Source organism: Acinetobacter sp. 1207_04, from assembly GCF_052850415.1.
Genome location: NZ_VXCQ01000005.1, coordinates 1 through 22,994 on the forward strand (window position 1 = coordinate 1; position 22,994 = coordinate 22,994).

Annotated in this window: 20 protein-coding genes, 4 tRNA genes, 1 pseudogene and 1 riboswitch; of the genes and pseudogenes, 4 read left to right on the forward strand and 21 right to left on the reverse strand. The window is 39.1% G+C overall.

Annotated elements, in window-relative coordinates:
• The 19 genes and pseudogenes from FW754_RS05550 to FW754_RS05640 form a co-directional block, all read right to left on the reverse strand.
• Positions 1-63, reverse strand: a pseudogene (locus FW754_RS05550) (GTP-binding protein); the annotation flags it as partial.
• A 147-nt stretch (positions 64-210) separates the two neighbouring features.
• Positions 211-285, reverse strand: a tRNA-Thr gene (locus FW754_RS05555).
• 12 nt (positions 286-297) lie between these two features.
• Positions 298-373, reverse strand: a tRNA-Gly gene (locus FW754_RS05560).
• Between the two features lie 35 nt (positions 374-408).
• Positions 409-492, reverse strand: a tRNA-Tyr gene (locus tag FW754_RS05565).
• 49 nt (positions 493-541) lie between these two features.
• A tRNA-Thr gene (locus tag FW754_RS05570) sits at positions 542-617 on the reverse strand.
• A 97-nt stretch (positions 618-714) separates the two neighbouring features.
• Positions 715-2,208, reverse strand: a complete 1,494-nt coding sequence (trpE, locus tag FW754_RS05575) for an anthranilate synthase component I (protein WP_409512856.1) — start codon at positions 2,206-2,208, stop codon at positions 715-717.
• 164 nt (positions 2,209-2,372) lie between these two features.
• Entirely contained in the window at positions 2,373-3,041 is a 669-nt protein-coding gene (locus FW754_RS05580; protein ID WP_446324171.1) for an HAD-IA family hydrolase, read from the reverse strand.
• Between the two features lie 75 nt (positions 3,042-3,116).
• Positions 3,117-3,842: an FHA domain-containing protein gene (locus tag FW754_RS05585; RefSeq protein WP_409512855.1), complete on the reverse strand. Its 726-nt coding sequence runs from the start codon at positions 3,840-3,842 to the stop codon at positions 3,117-3,119.
• Between the two features lie 66 nt (positions 3,843-3,908).
• Positions 3,909-6,206 carry a type II secretion system secretin GspD gene (gene gspD / locus FW754_RS05590; RefSeq protein WP_409512854.1) on the reverse strand — a complete coding sequence of 766 codons (2,298 nt, stop codon included), beginning with the start codon at positions 6,204-6,206 and terminating at the stop codon, positions 3,909-3,911.
• A 40-nt stretch (positions 6,207-6,246) separates the two neighbouring features.
• Positions 6,247-7,113 carry a type II secretion system protein N gene (locus FW754_RS05595; protein ID WP_419346148.1) on the reverse strand — a complete coding sequence of 289 codons (867 nt, stop codon included), beginning with the start codon at positions 7,111-7,113 and terminating at the stop codon, positions 6,247-6,249.
• Positions 7,113-7,856: a type II secretion system protein N gene (gene gspN, locus FW754_RS05600; protein ID WP_409512852.1), complete on the reverse strand. Its 744-nt coding sequence runs from the start codon at positions 7,854-7,856 to the stop codon at positions 7,113-7,115. Before gspN ends, FW754_RS05595 begins: the two co-directional genes overlap by 1 nt.
• Before the next feature lie 164 nt (positions 7,857-8,020).
• Positions 8,021-8,344, reverse strand: a complete 324-nt coding sequence (locus FW754_RS05605) for an H-NS histone family protein (protein WP_409512851.1) — start codon at positions 8,342-8,344, stop codon at positions 8,021-8,023.
• A gap of 242 nt (positions 8,345-8,586) precedes the next feature.
• Positions 8,587-9,018 (reverse strand): acyl-CoA thioesterase, encoded by a 432-nt coding sequence (locus FW754_RS05610; protein WP_409512850.1) that lies wholly within the window; start codon positions 9,016-9,018, stop codon positions 8,587-8,589.
• 8 nt (positions 9,019-9,026) lie between these two features.
• Positions 9,027-10,220: a heme biosynthesis protein HemY gene (locus FW754_RS05615; RefSeq protein ID WP_446324081.1), complete on the reverse strand. Its 1,194-nt coding sequence runs from the start codon at positions 10,218-10,220 to the stop codon at positions 9,027-9,029.
• A gap of 4 nt (positions 10,221-10,224) precedes the next feature.
• Positions 10,225-11,052 (reverse strand): hypothetical protein, encoded by an 828-nt coding sequence (locus FW754_RS05620; RefSeq protein ID WP_446324082.1) that lies wholly within the window; start codon positions 11,050-11,052, stop codon positions 10,225-10,227.
• Entirely contained in the window at positions 11,049-11,882 is an 834-nt protein-coding gene (locus tag FW754_RS05625) for a uroporphyrinogen-III synthase (RefSeq protein WP_446324083.1), read from the reverse strand. Before FW754_RS05625 ends, FW754_RS05620 begins: the two co-directional genes overlap by 4 nt.
• On the reverse strand, positions 11,882-12,814 hold the full coding sequence (gene hemC / locus FW754_RS05630; protein WP_446324172.1) for a hydroxymethylbilane synthase: 933 nt from the start codon (positions 12,812-12,814) through the stop codon (positions 11,882-11,884). The genes FW754_RS05625 and hemC overlap by 1 nt, the downstream gene beginning before the upstream one ends.
• A 101-nt stretch (positions 12,815-12,915) precedes the next feature.
• A complete protein-coding gene (locus FW754_RS05635) occupies positions 12,916-13,653 on the reverse strand; it encodes a LytR/AlgR family response regulator transcription factor (RefSeq protein ID WP_409512846.1) in 738 nt (245 codons plus the stop codon).
• A 58-nt stretch (positions 13,654-13,711) separates the two neighbouring features.
• Complete coding sequence (locus FW754_RS05640; protein ID WP_446324084.1) at positions 13,712-14,866, reverse strand: sensor histidine kinase; 1,155 nt, start codon at positions 14,864-14,866, stop codon at positions 13,712-13,714.
• Between FW754_RS05640 and argH the strand changes: the two genes are divergently transcribed.
• Both argH and FW754_RS05650 read left to right on the forward strand, forming a co-directional pair.
• On the forward strand, positions 14,857-16,287 hold the full coding sequence (argH, locus tag FW754_RS05645) for an argininosuccinate lyase (RefSeq protein ID WP_446324085.1): 1,431 nt from the start codon (positions 14,857-14,859) through the stop codon (positions 16,285-16,287). The genes FW754_RS05640 and argH overlap by 10 nt on opposite strands.
• A 37-nt stretch (positions 16,288-16,324) precedes the next feature.
• Complete coding sequence (locus tag FW754_RS05650; RefSeq protein WP_409512843.1) at positions 16,325-16,594, forward strand: oxidative damage protection protein; 270 nt, start codon at positions 16,325-16,327, stop codon at positions 16,592-16,594.
• A 541-nt stretch (positions 16,595-17,135) separates the two neighbouring features.
• Here the strand turns inward: FW754_RS05650 and phoU are convergent.
• Positions 17,136-17,858, reverse strand: a complete 723-nt coding sequence (phoU, locus tag FW754_RS05655; RefSeq protein ID WP_446324086.1) for a phosphate signaling complex protein PhoU — start codon at positions 17,856-17,858, stop codon at positions 17,136-17,138.
• 101 nt (positions 17,859-17,959) lie between these two features.
• Positions 17,960-19,303, reverse strand: coding sequence for a multidrug efflux outer membrane protein AbuO (abuO, locus tag FW754_RS05660; RefSeq protein ID WP_446324087.1), 1,344 nt, complete (start codon positions 19,301-19,303; stop codon positions 17,960-17,962).
• Positions 19,304-19,540: 237 nt separating this feature from the next.
• On the opposite strand from abuO, the gene FW754_RS05665 reads away from it, so the two are divergent.
• A complete protein-coding gene (locus FW754_RS05665; RefSeq protein ID WP_446324088.1) occupies positions 19,541-20,629 on the forward strand; it encodes a hypothetical protein in 1,089 nt (362 codons plus the stop codon).
• 130 nt (positions 20,630-20,759) lie between these two features.
• A riboswitch (TPP riboswitch) is annotated at positions 20,760-20,902 on the forward strand.
• A gap of 165 nt (positions 20,903-21,067) precedes the next feature.
• Complete coding sequence (thiC, locus tag FW754_RS05670; RefSeq protein WP_409510755.1) at positions 21,068-22,963, forward strand: phosphomethylpyrimidine synthase ThiC; 1,896 nt, start codon at positions 21,068-21,070, stop codon at positions 22,961-22,963.
• Positions 22,964-22,994: the final 31 nt, after the last annotated feature.

Below are 22,994 nucleotides of genomic sequence, written 5' to 3' on the forward strand. Positions count from 1 at the left end.
AACGTGACCGATTGTGCCCACGTTTACGTGTGGCTTATTACGTTCAAACTTAGCCTTAGCCATGAAATCATCCTCGTTTACGTCGAACACGGGTCAAAACAACTCAGTTTCGACAATCGCCTGAAAAAAACCAGACACCTGATACTTAAAAAGCAGACTAATAAGCCTGCTTTTGGAAAACTGTGCGAATAATCGCTTAAACTGTATATCTGGAGCTCTTATCGAGATTTGAACTCGAGACCTCTCCCTTACCAAGGGAGTGCTCTACCACTGAGCTATAAGAGCATAGACTTAGAATGGAGCGGGAGACGAGGGTCGAACTCGCGACATGTAGCTTGGAAGGCTACCGCTCTACCAACTGAGCTACTCCCGCTTAATGTTGGTATCAACAACTTCAATCTAAGTTAATGGTGGTGAGAGAAGGATTCGAACCTTCGAAACTTTCGTGGCAGAGTTACAGTCTGCTCCCTTTGACCGCTCGGGAATCTCACCTTTACACTTACTTCAGTGTTGTTCTTTTACTTCACTTCAAAACTTAAGATGGTGCCGGCACACGGATTCGAACTGTGGACCTACTGATTACAAGTCAGTTGCTCTACCAACTGAGCTATGCCGGCGTTTCTTTTGTTTCGTACGTTTCGTATCGGAACGGTGTGCAGTTTAGCAAAAAAGAAAAACCTTGCAAGTGTTTTTTTCAAAAAAAACGTGAAAAAGTCATAAAATCAAACCATTTGATGATAATTCAACCGCTTTGATCACTGCGCGAGCTTTTATTTGCGTTTCTTGCCACTCTGAAGCTGGATTTGAGTCCGCAACAATGCCCGCTCCCGCCTGAACATAGACTTTATTTTCACGAATTACGCAGGTTCGAATCGCAATCGACATATCCATTTCACCATGCCAGCCTAAATAACCAACAGCACCACCAAAAATTCCTCGTTTTACTGGTTCAACTTCATCAATAATTTCCATCGCACGAATTTTTGGCGCACCTGAAAGTGTCCCTGCGGGGAAAGTTGCTTTAAAAACATCCAAAGCATCAACATCATCTAAAACTTCGCCCTGTACATTGGACACAATATGCATAACATGCGAATAACGTTCGATCACCATTTGGTCAGTCACTTGCACTTTGCCAATTTTTGCAATACGTCCAACATCATTTCGACCTAAATCGATCAACATTAAATGTTCTGCAATTTCTTTTTCATCGGACAATAGGTCTTGCTCAAGTGCTAAATCCTCTTCACGAGTCTTTCCACGTGGTCGAGTACCTGCTAATGGACGTACTGTGGCTATGCCATTTTCAAGACGAGATAAAATTTCAGGTGACGAACCAACCACATGGAATGGTTTACCATCGTTAAGCGTTACACCTTGCACAAGGAATAGATACGGCGATGGATTGAGATGACGCAGTGCACGATAAACCTGTAAAGCATCGCCATCGAAATCTGACACCATACGATGCCCAGGAACAACTTGCATCACATCCCCTGCACGGATGTATTCTTTTACTTTTTCAATAGACGCTAAGTATTTGTCTTCGCCTGTTAAGGATTCAAAATGTGGCGCAGTATGTTTTTTCGCTTGTAAGCTCACAGGCGTTGCAAGTAAGACTTCTAAATCATCGAGTTGCTTTTGTGCTTTCTGATAAGCATCGGCATCATTCACATCGGCGTGAACAACTAAAAATAATGTATCTTTCAAGTTATCAAAAACAATGACCGTCTTAGACAGCATCATCCAAATATCAGGTAAGCCCACAGGATCTGCTTCTGGCATGTTATTTAAACGTGGCTCGATATAACGCACTGAGTCATAACCAAAGTAACCAACGAGTCCTCCTGTGAAGCCTGGCAATGCAGGTAACTGCGCCACAGAAGGCACTTTAAACTGCGCCAAATAATCGCGAATGTATTGAAAAGGATCACTACATGATTCTGTTTGTAATGCACCATCAGGCGACTGTACGGTAAGCACCCCATCATTACAGGAAAATACGGTTGACTCACCTAGTCCAATAATTGAATAGCGTGCCCAATTTTCCCCACCTTCGACAGATTCAAATAAATATGCTTGTTTATGTGCTTTTAAGCGTGCAAATACAGAAAGAGGTGTGTCTGTATCAGCAAGACGCTGACGGTACACAGGAATCAAGTTATAGCCAGCGGTAGTGAGTTGTTCAAATTGATTTAAAGTGGTCATGAGGAATTTTCTCTTTTTCGATTGGATTTATAGCTGAAATAAAGTTTCTTTCAGCAACGCCATCGAAAAACGGTTTGTGTATTCATTCCTCACCCTTCTATATTAAGTATCGAACTCATTCTTTTTTGCTACGTTTTAAATTGCGGTTTTGCCTAAGAATCGGCTTATACCAACAACTCGTTTAAATTATCAACCACCTGCTGTGGCTGACATAAGCGAATATCTTCACCATGATTATAACCATAGCTCACCACAACACAATCGACCTCTGCCCGTCTTGCTGCCTCCACATCATTGCTTGAATCACCAATCATTAATGTCTTTTCTACATTACTTTGATAATGCTCTACACAATACAGTAATGGCTTAGGATGCGGCTTGCGCACTTCAAAACGATCACCACCAATCACATCAACAAAGTAATGATCCATTTTAAGTACTTCAAGTATTTTACGTGCAGGTTGCTCGGGTTTATTAGTGACACAAATAAGCTTTTTATGGTTTTGTATCCCCCACTCTAAAAACTCAAGAATGCCATCAAATGGACGCGTATCAACACAAGGATCGGCATTATAAATTTCAAGAAAAGTATCGAGTAATTGTTGATGCAATACAGGATCGATCTCGCCTTTTAAATATTTTAATGTGCTTTCACAAAATAAGGACGTACCCTTACCAATCCATACACGAACCTGTTGCTCTGTCACGGTCGGTAATTGCAAACGCTCCAAGCTTAAATTCATTGCACGATATAGGTCATAAGCTGAATCTACAAGCGTCCCATCTAAATCAAATAATAGAAGGTCTCGTTGATCTAGTTTTGCCACATCTATCATATTTTACTCGCTTCTAAAAAAGACAAAAGGCATGCGATTGCATGCCTAGAGTGTACCGCAATCGTTCAAGACTTACTTAAAGAATAGCCATGCAATAATTGCAAGTACAACCAAAACAATAATAGAGATCAATCCAACTTGAACATTTTTCTGCGCGTCTTGCTCTTGCTCAACACAAGCTGCAGGAATTTCCATTGGTGCTTCTTCTACACGGGCATGTATATCAACATTGCTAGGAATTGGTGCAGGCTTTGGCACTCCGACATTCACAGGCATACCATTAGCATGTAATGTCGTTTCTGTCGCACGATCTGCAAGGCTTGGCATACCTTGTGTATTCATTTGCTGTGCCGCTGTAGGTGCCACAGGTTCAGAAACGTCCTGAGTCTCAGTTTGCGCTGGTTCAATTACTTTTTCAGATTTTGTAATTTCTGGCTCAACCATCTCAGGAACAACCACTTTTTCAGACTCAATAATAACTTCTTCAGCTACAATCGGCTGTACGACCTCAACAACAGCAACTTGAGCTGTGTACTGCACACTTGCAAAACTTAGACTATCGCCATTTTTAACTTCGGTTTCTACCGCAATACGCACATCATTCACAAATGTACCATTGGAAGAATTAAGATCTTGTACCCACAAAGCATTATCTTTGAGCGATAATCCTGCATGACGGCGTGATACATCCGCAGCTTGTAATACCACATCTGCATCCTGATGGCGTCCCACAAGCATGTCACGATCTACAATTACACTTTGCGCCTGATCATCTGCCGCTTCTAGTTTCCAAGCCATGTCAATATTCCCAATCTAATTTCAATTTATATTAACACGTACATTCATATTTCCTGAATGTACCCGTCAAGATTTAGGGCGAACGGTTGTCGTCGTTACCGTATTTTTGGTTCTTTCTGTTTCTGTACGAGATTCTGTACGTTGAATGGCAGGTTCAATTGCTACAGGAGTTGTCACTACACTACTTTGCGTATTTACGGGTGATACACCACCTGATGGTACTTGTTGGTAACTTTGTGGCTGAGCGTTTTGTGGTTGCATGTTTTGCAAAGTTGAATTGACAGGCGATGTTAGTGGCAATCTTTGTTGATTTATATCTTCAACATTTTCAGGTAATTTGGCAAAATTACCCTCGGTATCCATTGCCAATTGTAGACTATAAAGTTGACTATAACGATCTTGAGCCAATTTACGTACATCTTTGCTATCACCCACAATAGTTGGATGAATAAAAACAAGTAAATTACGTTTTATACTACTTTTCCCATCTGAACGAAATAAACGCCCTAGACCTGGAATATCACCTAAAAGAGGAACGGACTGACGACTCTGCGAAACATCATCAGAAATTAAACCACCCAAAACAATCGTTTGCCCATGATCTGCAAGCACTGAGGTTTTTATGGCACGTTTACTTGTCACCAAATCCGAGGCTTGCCCCTTACTATCTGCAACTGCAGAAACCTCCTGCTCTACTTCCAGACGAATAGAACCACCCTCACCAATATGAGGAATAACTTTCAGCGTGACACCGACATCTTTACGTTCAATAGACGTATAAGGATTAGCTGTACCACCATTAGTCGTTACCGAACCCGTCACAAAGGGTACGTTTTCACCAACAACAATATAGGCTTCTTCATTATCCATAGTCAAAATAGACGGTGTAGACAACAAGTTAGATTTGGTATTTGACTTTAATGCTTGAATCAATGCCCCATATAATTTACGAGAACCATCAGCACCTTCTTTATAGTCACCCAAGATGAGCGATGTACCCGTTCCCATTGCGCTACCCAAACCAGCTGCACCACCAACCAAATAGCCTGCTGCGAGTTTAGATAAGCTTGAACCAATATTGTCAAAATTAATTAAACCCACACCACTACTTAGATCACCAAGCGCCCACTGCACACCCAACTGATCAGCATCATTACCTGACACTTCAATAATGGTCGCTTCAATAAGTACTTGTTGACGGCGCACATCAAGCTGTTGAATTGCTGCCTCAATTTCACGCATAAGTTGTGGTTCAGCTTTCACCACTAATGCATTTTGGGCACCATCAGCAATAATACTGACACCATTCGCATTAAAACTCGTTACATTATTTTGGTTATTATTGTTCGAGTTACTGTTCAAGTTAATAGATGAACTCGTACTACTACCACTATTTGAAGACGTACTATTCCCGGAACCAGAATTCATTAAGTTATTATTACTATTTGAGCTATTGCTATTTGAAGAACCATTTGAACTTGAATTGACTGCCTGCCCTGTAACAAGTCCTTGTAAAATTTCAGATAGATTTTTCGCACTCGCATATTTCAGCTTAAAGACTTTCAAACCACCTAAACGATCTGCAGAAGGCACATCCAACATTTCAATCATGGAGCGTAGACGTTTACGTGTACTCGTATCACCTTTAATCATAATACGATTGGTTCGCGCATCAGCAACTACACGTACACGCGAACCTGCAAAATCTTTCGATGCACCTGTTGCACTCATCGCACTCAACTGCTCAATAATTTCTTCAGCTTGACTGTGTTGTAATGGAATCGCCTCAATGTCATTTTGACCCGTGCCATCTAAGTTACGCACAATGGTTTCAAGTTGATAAATATTGCTTGCACGATCTGAAACAATTAATGCATTTGTTCCTTGAATGGCTGCCAAATGAGCAAACTGAGGCATCAATGGGCGAAGTGCAGGAATCAAATCATTTGGGTTGGTATTTTCAAGCCAAATGACACGGGTAACCACTTGATCACCACGCGCATTTCGGCTTGAATCATAGGGTACACCTGAATTTTTTACATTACTATCAGGGACTAAGCGAATAGTATTGCCTGAAGGTATAGCAACTACACCATTGACATTTAAGACCCCAAGAAAAAGATCGTAAACTTCATCCTTATTTAGCGCTTTATTAGAAATGACTGTGACATTGCCACGTACACGTGGATCAACTGCAAAGTTTTTTCCTGTAATGTCTGCGACTTCATTAATAAATGCAGTCAGATCAGCGTCACGCAGATTAATTTTCCATGTCTGCGCCTGAGCCACTGTACTCACAGTTGCCAACAGGGGTGCCGCCGCGACCAACGCCCAAAGTGGTCGATTGTGATTTGAAAAAGCCATAACTTATTATCTTTCCTAATTTATTTACAGCTACAGTCACTTATAAACTTTGCTGAATGGTCATCACCTGATCACCACGTTTAATTTCAATTTTTACTTTGCCTTCCCTTTTGGCTTGTTCAAGCAACTGTACATCGCTTTGCCCCTGCCCGACTGGCTGCCCGTTTAACGACAGAATACGATCTCCAGCCCTTAAACCGAGTTTAGTTTTTAATGCTGATGGTGTCTGATCAGTCACTTCGTAACCCTGACCACTTCCTGCATTGACACCCATATTTTTCATATATTGTTCACGGTCTTCATTCATTTTTTGAATGGCTTGACCCAAAACATTTTGATCAGAACTTGAATTACTCAATGGTGCAACCGATATTGGTGAACCTGAAGTTGATGAGTTCGAAACACCTGCTCCACCCTCCAATGCTTCTATTGGCTGATTCAGTGTCTCTAAACCGTTAAATTTCAATTCTTTTGTTGCGCCATTACTTTGCTTTAGAATGACTCGATCCCAATACACTTCTGCCAATTGATACGAGCTATCACCAATCATTTGCCCAACCACAATACGATCTGCAACATCACCCGTTTTGATCACAGCCGAAGAATATCTTGCAGGCATAGATACGACTACACCTTGCAACTGCATTGGTAAGCTATCATTTGCACTCGACGTACTTGCACCTTGCTCATAAAATAATGCAAAGCCTGAAATATTTGGAATTTGTTGTTGCTGAGAACCAGGACTGACCGAGCTCGGTTGCATCACTTGTGGTGGTGCGACCACCCACCAAAACATGGATGCAAGCTTCCAACAAAGTGCAAGAATCAGAAGCAATAAAACAATAGGCGCGAGACGATCAATCTTTTTGAGTGATAAATTTTCAAAATTTTCACGAAAATCTACCATTAGAATCCACCCTGAATTAAAGGCTGACGCGTACTAATAACATAGGTATCCAAACCTGCTTTACCATCATACGATGGAACATTAAGCAATAGGCGTTGTGTCAATTGCACATCGAGCATCATGCCCTGATCAAGCACAATATTTGCCATTTTTTGTCCACGTGCATCTTGTAAATCTATGATTAATTTTGTATTTTCATCTTTAAATATACCGTTCAATGAAGGCACACTCATACGATCTTGACGCTGTCCCATTGTATATTGCAATTCACCACCTGCCCATTGCAACTGCCCATCAACATCGCTAAAGCCTTTGTCTTTATTCATTTTAAATTGAATATCTTTAAGCTGAATGGCATTTGCAGGCCATTGCCAATTGACCACATTTTTCAGCGTATCGGGAGCAATCTGTCCCGTGATATTTTTAATAATAATATTTTTACCCAAGCCATACCCCACCACACCTTGTAGTTGTGTCTGTCCACTATGGATTTCAACATTGGCTGCGGCACGAAGTAAAATAAAATCTAAAGGACGAGTGCGCCATGAAACTGTGCCACGTAAATTGCCTTTTTGCCAATCGGCTTGACCAATCCAAATATTGCCACTGACATTTTGCAGGCTTTGATTATCTTTATAAAATTTAGAAATAAGCCATGTTGCAGGAATTTGTAGAAAAATAAAAATGACCAAAGAAATGAATCCAAGAATCCACCACCTCATTTGCTTTGATTTATTATTCATCCAACTGCACCAACTTATTCATTTATTCTTCCATGCGAGATGACACCTCTCTGAATAGACATTATGCATAGTTTTTGCAAATCGCCAATTCAATGCGCAAAAAAAACCGAGTATTCACTCGGTTTTTAAAATTTTAAAATTCAATCATGAACTTTAGCAGACCATCAGATCAAGAAATCTTCAAGTTTTGCGCCTTTTTCAATTTGAGCAACTAACCAACGTGGTTTTTTACCACGACCTGTCCATGTTTCAGCAGGATTACTTGTATTGCGATAGCGTGGCTCTACTGCTTTGCGTGTTGTTTTTTTACGTTTTTGCGCACCGTATTCAATCAATTGTTCAAGACTATATCCAACCGATTCAGCAATGTTAATAATATTATTATATGCATCTTCAATTTCTTGATCTTTTTTAGACTCTATTAAAGCTTCCGCCTCTGCTGTCAAACGACGAAGTTCTTCAACAGAAAGGTTACTGATATCTGGCATTACATATACTCCGAGAATAGCGATTTAATAATAATTTCAAAATTATAATATTTTTAATAGGGTAAATAAGCAATATTTATATGCGTCGCTACAACACAAATAAACAAAATAGTTATTCTTATGTATCACCATATCAGCAATTTATTCTGACTAAAATAAAAACACAATCATTTATACGACAACTACATTATATAAAATATAAAATTTTACCTATTAAAATTAACTTTTTAAATATAACAACTTTAATTTAAATGATGCTGAATAGTATTTTCAAGTGCGATTATTTTCTCTCGAATGATTTGTGGCATTAATGTCTTTTTCATTTCCACTTTATCGACAAAAACCACAACTGCTTCACCTAGAGCCACTATATCATTTTGTTGTGTACTATATAAAGCATAGCTCATACGCATTGCACTATTACGCAATTCTTCAACACGTACCCCTATATGTAATACATCAGGATAAAAAATAGGTTTTAAATATTTGCACTGATTTGATGCAACTACAGTATTTACATCATAACTAAAAATATCGAGTTGATCGAAATACCAAATACGCGCACTTTCCATATAACGGTAATACATGACATTATTAACATGCCCAAATGCATCCATATCTCCCCAAGCAATTTTCTGTTCAAAAATAACAGGATAATCAGCCAAAATATTCATTATATTTCTCATAATTTAAATGCAATAAAATTTGTGTCTTTCTCATAAATAGAGTTTAGTTGTTGAATCAGACTTTCATTACCATTTAATGCAGCTTTCACTCTTAAATAGTTCATCAATATATTATCAGGATATAAATCTAATAATTGATTTGCTTCTTCCATTCGCTCAGTTGCAGTGTAAATATGCCAACGCACAAATGTAAATACAGGAATACCTGGATATTGAACTTCAAACTGATTCAACTGTTGTTCAACAGCCATATAATTTGGATTCTGTTTTAATAGTTGATGTTGAAACCATAAATAAAAAACGTCTTGATCAAACTGCTCTGCCAATAAATGCAAAGCTAAATCGTCATGCTGCTGACTTAAATCAGGGAGATGGGTAAGTAGTTTTAACCACATTTTTTTAACAGGATAAGCCAAAGCATTTAAATTCTGTGCTTCAATTTCATAGCGCTGTTGCAAATGTAAAATATGCTCTGCATCTGCCTGTTCAAATTGAGCAAGTAACTGCGTTAACCATAATACCTGCGTTTCCGTTGTCAATATTACTGACTGTGTTGCATCCAAATACAACCATGGAAAACGCACTGCAAAATCACCCCACAAAACACTGAGTCGTTGCGTAAATGTCTGTCCAATTCGAGCTAACCACGGCGAAAGATCATGCGCACTCAAAAACTCTAAATGTGTCAGGGCTTGAGCACCATCATTTTGTGCAAGAAAAATTTCAACACGTTCAATTTCTGCCAATTCAAAAGCCATCGCTGGACTGCTTTCCAACACTTTCAATGCTTCAGTATATTGTCCTTGTTGAATCAATAAACGAGCATCAATAATATGTTTGAGCAATCCTGACTGATCAAAGGTCTGCTTGATAAAACCCTGTTGCTCTTCTGCACCCTGTAGCATCCAAATCACACCCAACTGTTCATACGGATGTAAATGATTAAAACTCAGTATATTGTCCTGCTGACGTTTCATCTTAACCATGAAACGCTTTAGCCACAGCCACAGCATTTGCAATAAAAAACTAACCAATAGTGCAAAAAACACCACAACCCACAAGTTGGTTTGTACTTGCACATCACGCCAAAGTACATAGACGTAACCAGCCCCTGCACCGTAACTGAGTACACTCATTGCTGCGATGGTCAATAAACCAAGTAAGGCATAAATCTGAAAAATGTGCTTCATTGGATTAATCCATAACCGCAAGGCTATTGAGCTTGGGAGAAAGAAGAATAGGTAGTTGTTTGAGTTGAATAACTTGTTGTTTGATTTTTTGACTATCAGCATCAGGTAAAGTATCGAGCTGTTGAATCGCAAAATCGAGCATTTGTTGATAATCTTTCATTTGCCCATGCGACAAAGATTGCTGTGCTGACAAAATACGAATTTGGACTTCTTTTAAAATCATTCTGCGATTCACCAACTCAACCTCAGGTTGTTTGACACTTTGTACACTGAACCAATTTTGCCAAAAATGTGCTACGGGTTGTTGAGTCGGTTTAAGTTGTGTATTGTCCACTTGTATCATCAACTGATGATCCAATTGCAATAAAGCATCGTCAAACTTTTCAAGTTGTTGGTTTTTAGCGACGGTAAATTGCTGAATACTGGTCTTATCTTGTGCAATAGTTTGATGTAAACTCTGCTTTAATGTTTCAGCCAAAGCATACTGCTCAATGGCATAATCGAGCTCATTGAGTTTTTCAACGGCATACACAAACTGTTGCTGTTGTAGCGCAAACTGTACCAGTTCTAAGCGTTGTTTAATCAAAATAATCGGACTTAAACCCGTTTGAACTAATGCTGTCTGTGTTGTAGGTGCGGATGTGGCTGAACTTGAATCTACTCCACGTTTCAATGCCACAAGCTGATCTGTCAAAGTTGCATTTTTTTGCTCACTTTGATGTAAATCATTTTGAATACTGTCCAATTGCTGATTCATGACATACATGTCATAGCTAATTTTTATTAGCCACGCCAATGCCAATACTAAAATCAAATAGACAAATTTTTTCATGATTTTCTTTCATATTCCGCTAAGGTTTGAACAATATGCGTAGGATTTAAACACTCAATTTGAATGATTTTAAAACAAAATTGTTGTTGTTTTCGATCTAATTGCAAAATTTCACTTAAACGCTGACCTAAAACCAAATAATGCATCTGATTTAAAACGTCGGGAGCATGCTGACAAAGTAATTTCCAATTATTCCAACTTGCCTCACTACTAATACACACCCATTTTTTTAAGTTTGGGCCCAAATGAGAAAAACAAACGTCCAACTGTTGAAAAACATGCCAACTCTGCTCGGGCAATGCACGTTGATATAACACAAAATTGATTACTTCAATTTGACGATCAAGGCATTGTTGCATCATAAATTGGCGTCCACCTTCACCTCGCCAAAAAGCAATTTTGTTTAAATCATTTTGCTCAGAAAATAAAGGTAAATTCAACATGCCTTCTGAGGTTTCAACTTCAGGAATAAGAGCATCTATCCCATATTCTGCCAAACAATCGGCTGTAGTTTTTCCAACAGCAATCCATTGGATATGTTGCAACTGTGCGAGAAGAATACCACTTTGTTGTAAATACTGCATGCCAATGCTAACCGCAGTTGGACTCACCACGACAATGCATTGCACCTCAGGCAACCGTTTAAACAAGATATCCAACGTTGACGAATACGGACATGCTTGTAGCTCCAATAACGGTAGCTCTACAACCTGATAACCATTCTGTCTCAGTACAGCCGTTAATGGTTGTGCACGATCAGCAGGTCGTGTATTCACAAAAAGCGTTATAGCTGAATTCGTCATAGTTGAATGAATGTCAAAAATGGTCATTAACTATTTTGATCGTCATGCAATGCTTTTAGCAATGCTCCTGCACCCAATGTCAATAATTCTTGAGCAAGTACAATACCAAGTGCTTCGGCTTCTTCAGGCTGCCCCTTCACTTCGGCTTTCAACAAAGTTAGACCATCCACACTACCGACACGACCTTCCATATGAATACCTTTCTCGGTCAATGTCGCATAGCCTGCAATAGGTACCTGACAACCACCTTCTAAATAAGCATTGAATGAACGTTCAGCACGAACACAAGCATTTGTTTCAGCATGCATCAACGGTAAAATTAAGTTCAAAACTTCCTGATCATCACTGCGACACTCAAGCCCTAAAGCTCCTTGTCCTACCGCAGGTAAACTAATATCTGGAGTTAAATTATGACGAATACGCTCATTTAGACCCAAGCGCTTCAAACCCGCACTCGCCAAAATAATGGCATCATATAAACCCGCATCTAACTTAGACAAACGTGTGCCAACATTGCCACGTAAATCAATAACATCAAGATCGGGACGTTGTTTTAAAATTTGGCATTTACGGCGCAAACTTGAAGTACCGAGTTTTGCACCCTGTGGTAACTCAGCAAATGAAGTATAGCTATTGGAAACAAAGGCATCAAAAGGGTCTTCACGTTCACAAATCACCGCAAGCTCTAAGCCTTTTGGCAGTGCCATTGGAACGTCTTTCATTGAATGTACAGCTAAATCTGCACGACCATCAAGTAAAGCCGCTTCTAGTTCTTTAACAAAAAGCCCTTTACCACCTATTTTTGCTAAAGGTGTATCTAAAATTTTGTCACCCTGAGTGACAAAAGTCACCAATTCCACCTGTAAGCCAATATGTAAACTTTCCAATCGTTCACGGATATGTTCTGCCTGCCAAAGTGCAAGCGGACTTTGACGTGTTGCAATTTTCAGAGTTTTCATCATCTTCAGGTCACTGTTGATTTTATTAACCCACTCAAATTAACCTGATAGCTTAAAAATGCAAGTAAAATTATCAATAACACCGTCATAGACATGCTGATTTATAAGTTTTGCATACGCTCACGAAGGAAGGGTAAATGACGTCGACTCACTGCTAATTTTTCATTCAACTCACGGCAACGCACTTGGTATTGCCCTGCTGCAACGAGCTCTAAGCCATCCAAGAAGCTTAAAGAAATGAGCGCATTTCGATGAATACGAATGAATTTATCGGCAAATTCTGTTTCAAGATCTTTCAGTGTTTCGTCAATCAAAACACTGCCATTACGATGACGTACCGTGACATATTTTTGATCTGCAAGAAAATAATACACATCTTCTAACGGAATCAATTCAAGTCCACGATAAGTTTTTGCAGCAATCTGCTGACGTTGATTTTTTTCTTCCATGAGTTCTTTTTTTTCTATATTAGACACTTGTGCCTGGGTGAGTTGAGTGACGCTTTCTAAAACACTTTGTAATTCTGATTTTGCAACAGGTTTAAGCAAATATCCTTTTGCTTGTGAACGAATTGCCTGCAACGCATGCTCATCGTATGCAGTACAAAAAATAATGGCTGGCATCGGGTTGTATTGACTCAAATGTTGCGCACAAGTCAAACCGTCCATTTCTGGCATTTGAATATCTAGCAATATGACATCGGGTTCAAATTGTTGAACCATCTGTAAAGCTTGCTGACCATGCTGTGCCGTTGCAACAACATCATGACCCAATTGGGTCACCAATCGAGATAAGCGTTCTACAGCAAGTGGCTCATCATCACAAATCAGGATGTCCATTCTTCCTCCTCACCTCAATTAACGATGATTTTTTTAATGTGTTAATTTTCGACTTCTTTTATTTATAGTGGTATTGAACCACAGTGGTAAACATATTTTGCCCCGCAACCTGACGAAATTGTACAGAATGACCAAAATGTGCTTTTAACCGCTGTTTTACATTGTCCAATGCAATACCATGCCCTTCTCTTAAACTTATTCTATCCTGTATGAACGGGTTAGTAATGACTATAGTGACTTGATTTTGCAATATTTCGACCAATATACCAACCCTACCACAGCTTAATTTTTTTTCAACACCATGAAAAATACTATTTTCAAGTAACGGCTGCAATGTGAGCAATGGAATTTGAGCCTCTGCTAATAATGCAACTGTCGGCATATTCCACTCTACTTGTAAGCGATCACCGAGACGAATCTGTTCAATCGCAAGATAATGCTGACACAATTCAATTTCTTCTTTTAAACTCACGAGCTTTAGTTCTTGTAAACTCGCTCGAAATAATCGTGATAAATCGATTAACATTTCTTCGGCTTTATCGGGATCTATACCGATTAAACTCACCACACTATTTAGGCTATTAAACAGGAAATGCGGATGAATTCGTGCTTGCATGGCTTGAATTCTTGCATTTAGCTCACTCGTTTGTTGCATAACCCATTGTTCACGCATATAAATATAGCGTAAACAAAATGCGCCGATTAACACGCCATAACTCAAATGTAAGGTTAAATGTTGCCCAAGCACACCCCAAGACAAACCTTTTAGAGATAAACTCATCCCCAAATAATGGCACAAATTTAAAATGACAGTGGTCAGTAGCACAATCATTTGTAAAAGAAAAAAACTACCCACATAGTTCCAAGCCGTACTGAGTTTTTGTAGCGTATTTTGAAAAAAATCGACCAATGCGGCAAATGCCAACAAAATCCAATTGATATACAGCACATAGCCAAGCACATGCGTGGCTTGTAAATTTGACCATGATTGTGCCTCAGCAAGTGCAATCAACAATGCCAACACATTACTCGTCATAAACAGTTCGACAAGATATTGCCAATGTCCAATTTTTGAAAAAAAATAAGAACGATGAAAGGTCGCCTGTCCATTTCCTGCAGATTCCTGTTGCAGTTTTTTAGCATGCTCGTCTGAATTTGCTATACTGCTGACAGTTCTACCGCTTTTTATCTTATTGAGCCGACATGACCACATCTTCTAATTCCTCTAATCCGTCACAAGCCCAAACTTCAGGCATGTGGGGCGGTCGTTTCTCCGAAGCTACGGATGCCTTTGTTGCTGAATTTACAGCATCTGTACAGTTTGACCAACGCTTTTATAAACAAGATATTGCTGGCTCTATTGCACACGCAACCATGCTTGCAAAAGTTGGCGTACTGACTAACCAAGAACGTGATGACATCATCAATGGTTTAAACACCATCAAAGCTGAAATTGAAGCTGGCAACTTTGAATGGCGCATCGACCTTGAAGATGTGCACATGAACATTGAATCTCGCTTGACTCAACGCATAGGCATTACGGGTAAAAAGCTTCATACGGGACGTAGCCGTAATGACCAAGTGGCAACCGATATTCGCCTCTATGTCCGTGACGAAATCGATGCCATTTTGCAATTACTCGAAAAATTACAAAAAGGTATTTTGGGTCTCGCTGCAAACCACATCAATACCATTATGCCTGGTTTCACGCATCTACAAACGGCTCAGCCTGTGACTTTTGGTCATCACCTCATGGCTTGGTTTGAAATGCTAGTACGTGACTCTGAGCGTTTAATTGACTGTCGTAAACGTGTTAACCGCTTACCACTTGGTTCTGCTGCACTTGCAGGCACAACCTACCCTATCGAACGTGAATTTACTGCCCAACTTTTAGGTTTTGAAGCAGTGTGTGAAAACTCACTCGATGCTGTGTCTGACCGTGATTTTGGTATTGAATTCAATGCCGCTGCATCTCTAATCATGATGCATTTATCACGTATGTCTGAAGAAATGATTTTATGGACATCTGCACAATTCAAATTTGTGAATATTCCTGATCGTTTCTGTACAGGCTCGTCAATCATGCCACAAAAGAAAAACCCAGATGTTCCTGAGTTGATTCGTGGTAAGACAGGTCGTGTGTATGGTGATTTAATGAGTCTTTTAACACTCATGAAAGGTCAGCCTTTGGCATACAACAAAGACAACCAAGAAGACAAAGAGCCATTATTTGATGCCATTGATACCGTTCGTGGTTCACTCATGGCATTTGCTGACATGATTCCTGCATTGGTTCCAAACATTGAAATCATGCGTGAAGCTGCTCTTCGTGGTTTCTCGACTGCGACAGACCTTGCAGATTACCTTGTTAAAAATGGCGTGGCATTTCGTGATGCACATGAAATTGTCGGTAAAGCAGTTGCGCTTGGTGTTGCTGAGTCTAAAGATTTGTCTGAGCTGACACTTGAGCAACTTCAGCAATTCTCTGACTTGATTCAAGCAGATGTATTTGAAAAAGCCCTCACACTTGAAGCATCTGTAAATGCACGTAACCACATTGGTGGTACTGCGCCTGCTCAAGTTGAAGCGGCAATTGCACGTGCATATACACGCTTAGAAAAGCTTTACGCTTAATTTTAAATTAAATTTAAATTAAATTTGGAGTATTGATATGTCTCGACAAGTTTTTTGCCGTAAATATCAGGCTGAAATGGAAGGTTTAGACTTTGCACCTTTTCCAGGTCCAAAGGGGCAAGAATTGTTTGATACCGTATCTAAACAAGCTTGGCAAGAATGGCTTAAACACCAAACCACGCTAATCAATGAAAAGCGTTTAAATGTGTTTGAAGCCGATGCAAAAAAGTTTCTTGAAGAACAACGTGAGAAGTTTTTGAGTAATGATGAATCTTTAGAAAAAGCTGAAGGTTTAAAACCTGAATAATTTAAATTTAAAATGGCTATTTTGAATTTAAAATCAAAGATGCTCCCAATTTGGGGGCATTTTTTGTAGCAGTTAAATACTCTCCCAGTTTTTAAATTTAAAATGTAAAACCACTTTAAATTTATTATTGAAAAGCAGATTTTATCTATCATTTTTAAACTAAAAATAAATTAAGATTCTGTATTGCCTGTTTAATTTTAAATGTAAGCAACTATTTGTATCTAAATTCGCCGAAATAAACACTACAGATGCAGAATATTACATAGCATCACAATAATAATGCTGAAATTTACATAAGCAAAGCCTATATTATATCTATCACCTAGCAACTTGTAATGTTCTTGATTTCCAAAGTTATTGATTGATTATAGTACAAAGCGTTTTGTGAAATATGTTGAACTAGACATTTATACCTTATAAATGAGTTTCTCAGTTTTATTCCTAGGTTTCCCCCAAAATCTAGGAATTTTTTTTGTCTGTCATTTAAGATAGATTAAATAAAACCCACCGAAGTGGGTCAAATCAATCAGTTAAATACAGCTTATTTTTTCTGAACTTTTTCTTCAATTTCTTCAACACTGGTATGACGTACATCATAACCTTTCGCAAGATAAATCACCTGTTCAGAGATATTACGTGCGTGATCACCAATACGCTCTAAAGAACGTAGTACCCACATCACATTTAATACACGACTAATATGACGTGGATCTTCAATCATATAAGTCATGAGTGTACGAGTCGCTGACTGATATTCACGATCAATATCAGCATCGGCAAGTAACACTTTTAATGCTTGTTCTGCATCAGCACGTGCAAATGCATCGAGTGCATCATGAATCATCACACGAACCTGATTACCAATATGACGGGTTTCCATATAACCACGAGGTGACTCACCCTCTTCACACAAGTTCTGCGCAATACGGGCAATTTTTGAGGCTTCATCACCAATACGCTCTAAATCTGTATTGGCTTTACTCATCGCAATTACCATACGTAAATCAATTGCGGCAGGGTGACGGCGTGCCAAAATTAGGGTCAGTGCTTCATCAATTTCACGTTCATAACGATTGACCACATTGTCTTGAAATTGCACATCAATTGCCAAATTTGCATTGGTATCGAGTAAAGCATGAATTGCGTTGGCGACCTGTTGTTCAACCAAGCCACCCATGGTCATAAATTTAGTATTAACATCTTGTAGGTCTTCATTGAACTGAGATGAAATGTGATGGCTTAAAACAGGATTGCTTGGGCTCAAGATAGATTCTCCTGCGACAAAAAATGTGCAATGGTACAAATATTAGGCGACATTTAAACACACCATTTATGAAGCTTTAATGACAAAATACAGGATTTATATTATTTCATCACTAACCATTGATTTAAGTCTTGAATCGCTTGATCATTTAACTGTCCAACACTTGCTTTTAGGCGTAAAACATTCATTACATAGTCATATTGTGCATTGACATAGTCTTGCTTGGCTGAAAATGCATTGCGCTGCGCAAGCAAGACATCGACCATATTTTTCAGTCCTTCATCATATTGTGCACGTGAGGCTCTAGATACGATTTCTGCCGACTGCATTGCTGCTAAACGAGCCTTTAATATGGATTGATCTGTATCGATCTGTAAATACTGTTTTTTCACATCAATCGATGCCTTACGAATAGCAGCATCCAAGTCGGCATCGGCTTTTTTAACTTTAATGGTCGATTGCTGAATAGTCTTTTGAGTACGCCCGCCATTAAATAAATTTAAATTCATTTCAACGCCAATTTGATTAACTTGACCATTGCCACTGATCAAGGTTTCAGGCGATTGCTTGTTTATGCCATAACTTGCAACTGCTTCAATTTGTGGATAGTTCGCAGCCTGATCAATACGGCGCTGATCATTTGCATACTGCTGTGCTAACCGTGCTTTTTGAATATCTAAATTATGGCTTTGCGCAAGTATCCGCCATTCATCAAGCGATGCAGGAATTGGTTGTTCATACTGAAAGTCATCACGCAATACTGCTAAATTTTCTTGGTATACACCAATAAGTTGCGTTAATTGTTCTTGTGCTAAAATCAACTGCACACCACCTGCTATACGATTAGCCTGAGCATTTTGAAATTGTGCATTGGCTTCACTGACATCACTTTTTGCTACTAAACCTTCACGCAGTTTGGCATTCATCATTTGCAATTGTTCAGATAGTGCTTTTTCTTCTTGGACATGAGTCATCGTTAATGCTTGTTGGCGCAGGACATTAAAATAAGCATCTGATACAGAAAGTAGATGTTGTTGACGTTGTAAATTCAACGTGACTTCACTCAGTTGTACCGACGTTTTGACTTGCTTATAGCCCTGCCATGCATCCCAACGGAAAAGCGGTTGTCTTGCAGTAACGGTCAACTGACGTGTTGTTGATGTTTCTGTCATCAAATCTGCTGAACCATTTCCATTGCCTAATCCATCCAATGAAGCATCATCAATATCTTGATGTTTACGGGTAATATTGCCTGACAATGTCACCGTCGGCATGAGAACACCTTGTGCAATACCCAAGTTTAATTGGTCTGCTTCATACTGATACTGATGCGCTTGCCACTCAGGATCACTACCCTGTGCACGCTGTACTGCCTGCATTAAATCAAGTGCATAACTGAATGGACTTAAAACGATCAAACTTAAAAAAAGACAGGTTTTATTCATTTTTGATTACACAAATGCTTGGCTTTGGAAATATCGATTGCTAGACATATCCGTTTATCACGCAGTAACATAGGGATTGATGCAAAAAAGTTGCTCTCATTTACCTATCTCTGCAACAAAACTACAATTCATTTCATTTATTTAGCACGATTTAAGCAAGAATAGAAATATAGCCTCAACGTTGTCTTCTTCTAAAGACAGCATATTTTTATTTTTAAATCTTTTCTTAATGGTTCTATGACTTTCAACTTTCATCATTTACGTGCTTATCGTGTACTGATCTTGAGTTCGATTGTGGTGCTTTCTGCCTGCCAGAAACCACCGCCTGAAATTGTACTTGAACATGAGCATACTGTATCGCAGGCGAATACTGCTCCTGATCTTAGTAAAATCTGTCAAGATTTGAAAATACAAATGCAAGACATGAATGATCAACGTACAACTTTTGCCTTGGAACAAATTAACCAAGATATTCGTATGTGTTTACCATTGATTAGTTTTAAAGAACAAAAAGAACTCTTAAAGCTTTCCGATCAAATGTACAGCCAATTTTTACATGTTGATCGTAATGCATTACAACAAAAGGCTTTTGAACAATACGCACAAAATGAATCACAGTACCCAACCCTCCAACAGAGTCTTTTTGAGCAATTACATGTCCGTGATCAATATCTCATTCGCCATAAAGGACAAGCCTATATTGAACTCATGGATGCAGGGAAAAATCATCTGTTCTATCGCAGAAATCCGCAGTATTTTGCTAAAGTCTTTGCACCTGATTTACCTCAAGCTGAAGAGATTTTTCTGACTGAAATGGCAAATCAAAATGAACAACCTTTAATTAAGAACAATCAAATAAGTATTTCACCTGATGAAATAATGCAACGCGCATTATTTTGGGAAAACTATTTAGCAGACTTCCCAAAAAGCACTTGGCGGAATGATGCAAACTATTTATATCAAACCTATACTAGCTTGTTATTTAAAGGTTTGGATGACCAACCTGTTTCCACGAATTATGAAGACAAGTTAGATATCCAACCACAAACTTTAGTTGCCGTTGAACAACTTGCAGAACAACAAGGGCCACTTGCAGAAAAAGCACAACGTTTTTTAAAAATTGTTGATGCTAAACCCAAACAAAATCATGCTAATTTTATTCAGGCACGCTCTGTATCTACACGTCAAGTAGAACAACAAGTCAATCTGCAAGATCCGCTTCTCATCAACAATAGTGATCAATTAGATCAAAGTTTAGAGTTACATACAGTCAATTTAAAAACATTAAAAAAACGTGATTGTTTTAGTGATGCATTATGTCGTTAAAAATTTTTTGTACCCCTATCTCCGAATAAATCAAAAAGTTAATGCATTCATAACCATCTTCTAAAGTTAAATATTTTTCTTATTTGTATATCGGCACAGAATATCAGCAGTGCTTGTGCTACTATCTTTGCATCGCTTGACGGAGCGCGAGTAATCGCTCGCTGAGATCATCTAAAGCGTTTAATTCATTTTGAAATTAAGCACACCTTGAAGATGAGTACCGTTGAACCTGATCAGGTTAAGACCTGCGTAGGAATCAAGCCAATCTAAAAACTAAATGTTACGCATTTGACTATTTGCAGTAGAAATACGCTTTTGCCATGCACGCTAGGATAAATCCCTCGCATCTCTGCATCGTACCCAAAAGTAAAATAGTCTAAAGCCTACTTGTTTTTGGTCGTGCTTGATTCGTTGATGTCATTCATAAGGATCATTGCAATGAACCAATTAACGAATCTATCTTCTCAAGACATTTCAGCTCAACATGAGCAAGATGCTAAAGATCTCACTCGTATTTTACCTGCATCCCGTAAAGTCTATATTCAAGGCTCACGCCCTGATATTCGTGTACCTATGCGTGAAATTGCCCTCACTGATACACCGACAGGCTTGGGTGGTGAAAACAATCTACCGATCATGGTCTATGACACATCAGGTGTTTATACCGACCTCAGCGTCCAGATTGATCTCAACAAAGGTTTGCCAAATATCCGTGAAACGTGGATTGCAGAACGAGAAGATACTGAACGCTTAGACACGCTGACATCTACTTTTGGTCAGGAACGTCTCAAAGATATTCGTACTGCTGAAATTCGTTTTGCGCATATTCAAAAACCACGCCGTGCCAAAACAGGCAAAAATGTATCGCAAATGCATTATGCAAAACAAGGTATCATCACCCCTGAAATGGAATATATCGCCATTCGTGAAAATCAGCGTCAGCATGAAGGTGCGGATATGCGCCAACATGTAGGGCAAAATTTCGGTGCGCATAACCTGATGGAAATTACGCCTGAATTTGTACGAAAAGAAGTGGCGGAAGGTCGTGCCATCATCCCTGCCAACATTAACCATCCTGAATGTGAACCAATGATCATTGGGCGTAATTTTCTAGTGAAAATCAATGCCAATATTGGTAACTCGGCACTTGGTTCAAGCATTGATGAAGAAGTGTCAAAAATGACATGGGCAACCCGCTGGGGCGCAGACACCATCATGGATTTGTCGACTGGTAAAAATATTCATGAAACCCGTGAATGGATTATCCGTAATTCCCCTGTACCGATTGGTACTGTTCCCATTTATCAGGCTTTAGAAAAAGTTGATGGTGTTGCAGAAGATTTAACTTGGGAAATCTTTAAAGATACTTTGATTGAACAAGCTGAACAAGGTGTGGATTATTTCACTATCCATGCAGGTGTGTTATTACGTTATGTACCGATGACAGCAAATCGTCTAACAGGCATCGTATCACGTGGCGGTTCTATCATGGCGCAGTGGTGTCTAGCGCATCATACAGAAAACTTTCTTTATACCCATTTCGATGAAATCTGTGAAATCATGCAAGCCTACGATATTTCATTTAGTCTAGGTGATGGCTTACGTCCAGGCTGTATTCAGGATGCCAATGATGAAGCACAGTTTTCAGAACTTCGTACCTTAGGTGAACTCACGCACCGCGCATGGAAACATGATGTCCAAGTCATGATTGAAGGTCCAGGTCATGTGCCTATGCATATGATCAAAGAAAATATGGATTTACAGCTTGAAGTCTGTCAGGAAGCACCCTTCTATACCCTTGGTCCACTAACCACTGATATTGCACCAGGTTACGATCACATCACCTCTGCAATTGGTGCTGCGATGATTGGTTGGTATGGTACAGCGATGCTGTGCTACGTGACACCTAAAGAACATCTCGGCTTACCGAACAAGAAAGACGTTAAAGATGGCATTATCACCTATAAAATTGCAGCTCATGCAGCCGACCTTGCCAAAGGTCATCCAGGCGCTCAAGTGCGTGATAATGCTCTATCTAAAGCACGTTTTGAATTCCGTTGGGAAGATCAGTTTAATTTGAGTTTAGACCCAGATACCGCACGAAGTATGCATGATGAAACCATGCCGAAAGAAGCACATAAATCTGCACACTTCTGTTCGATGTGTGGTCCTAAATTTTGCTCGATGAAAATCACTCAAAACGTGCGAGATTATGCTAAAAACCTAGATAATAGTGCATCAATATCTGAAGATAAACATGATGTTGAATCAGGTCTCGAAGCTATGAAAACGGCTTATCATGATCAGGGGAAAAAGCTATACCACAAAATCTAATTTTTAAAAAAATGATTTGTCTTTAAGCATT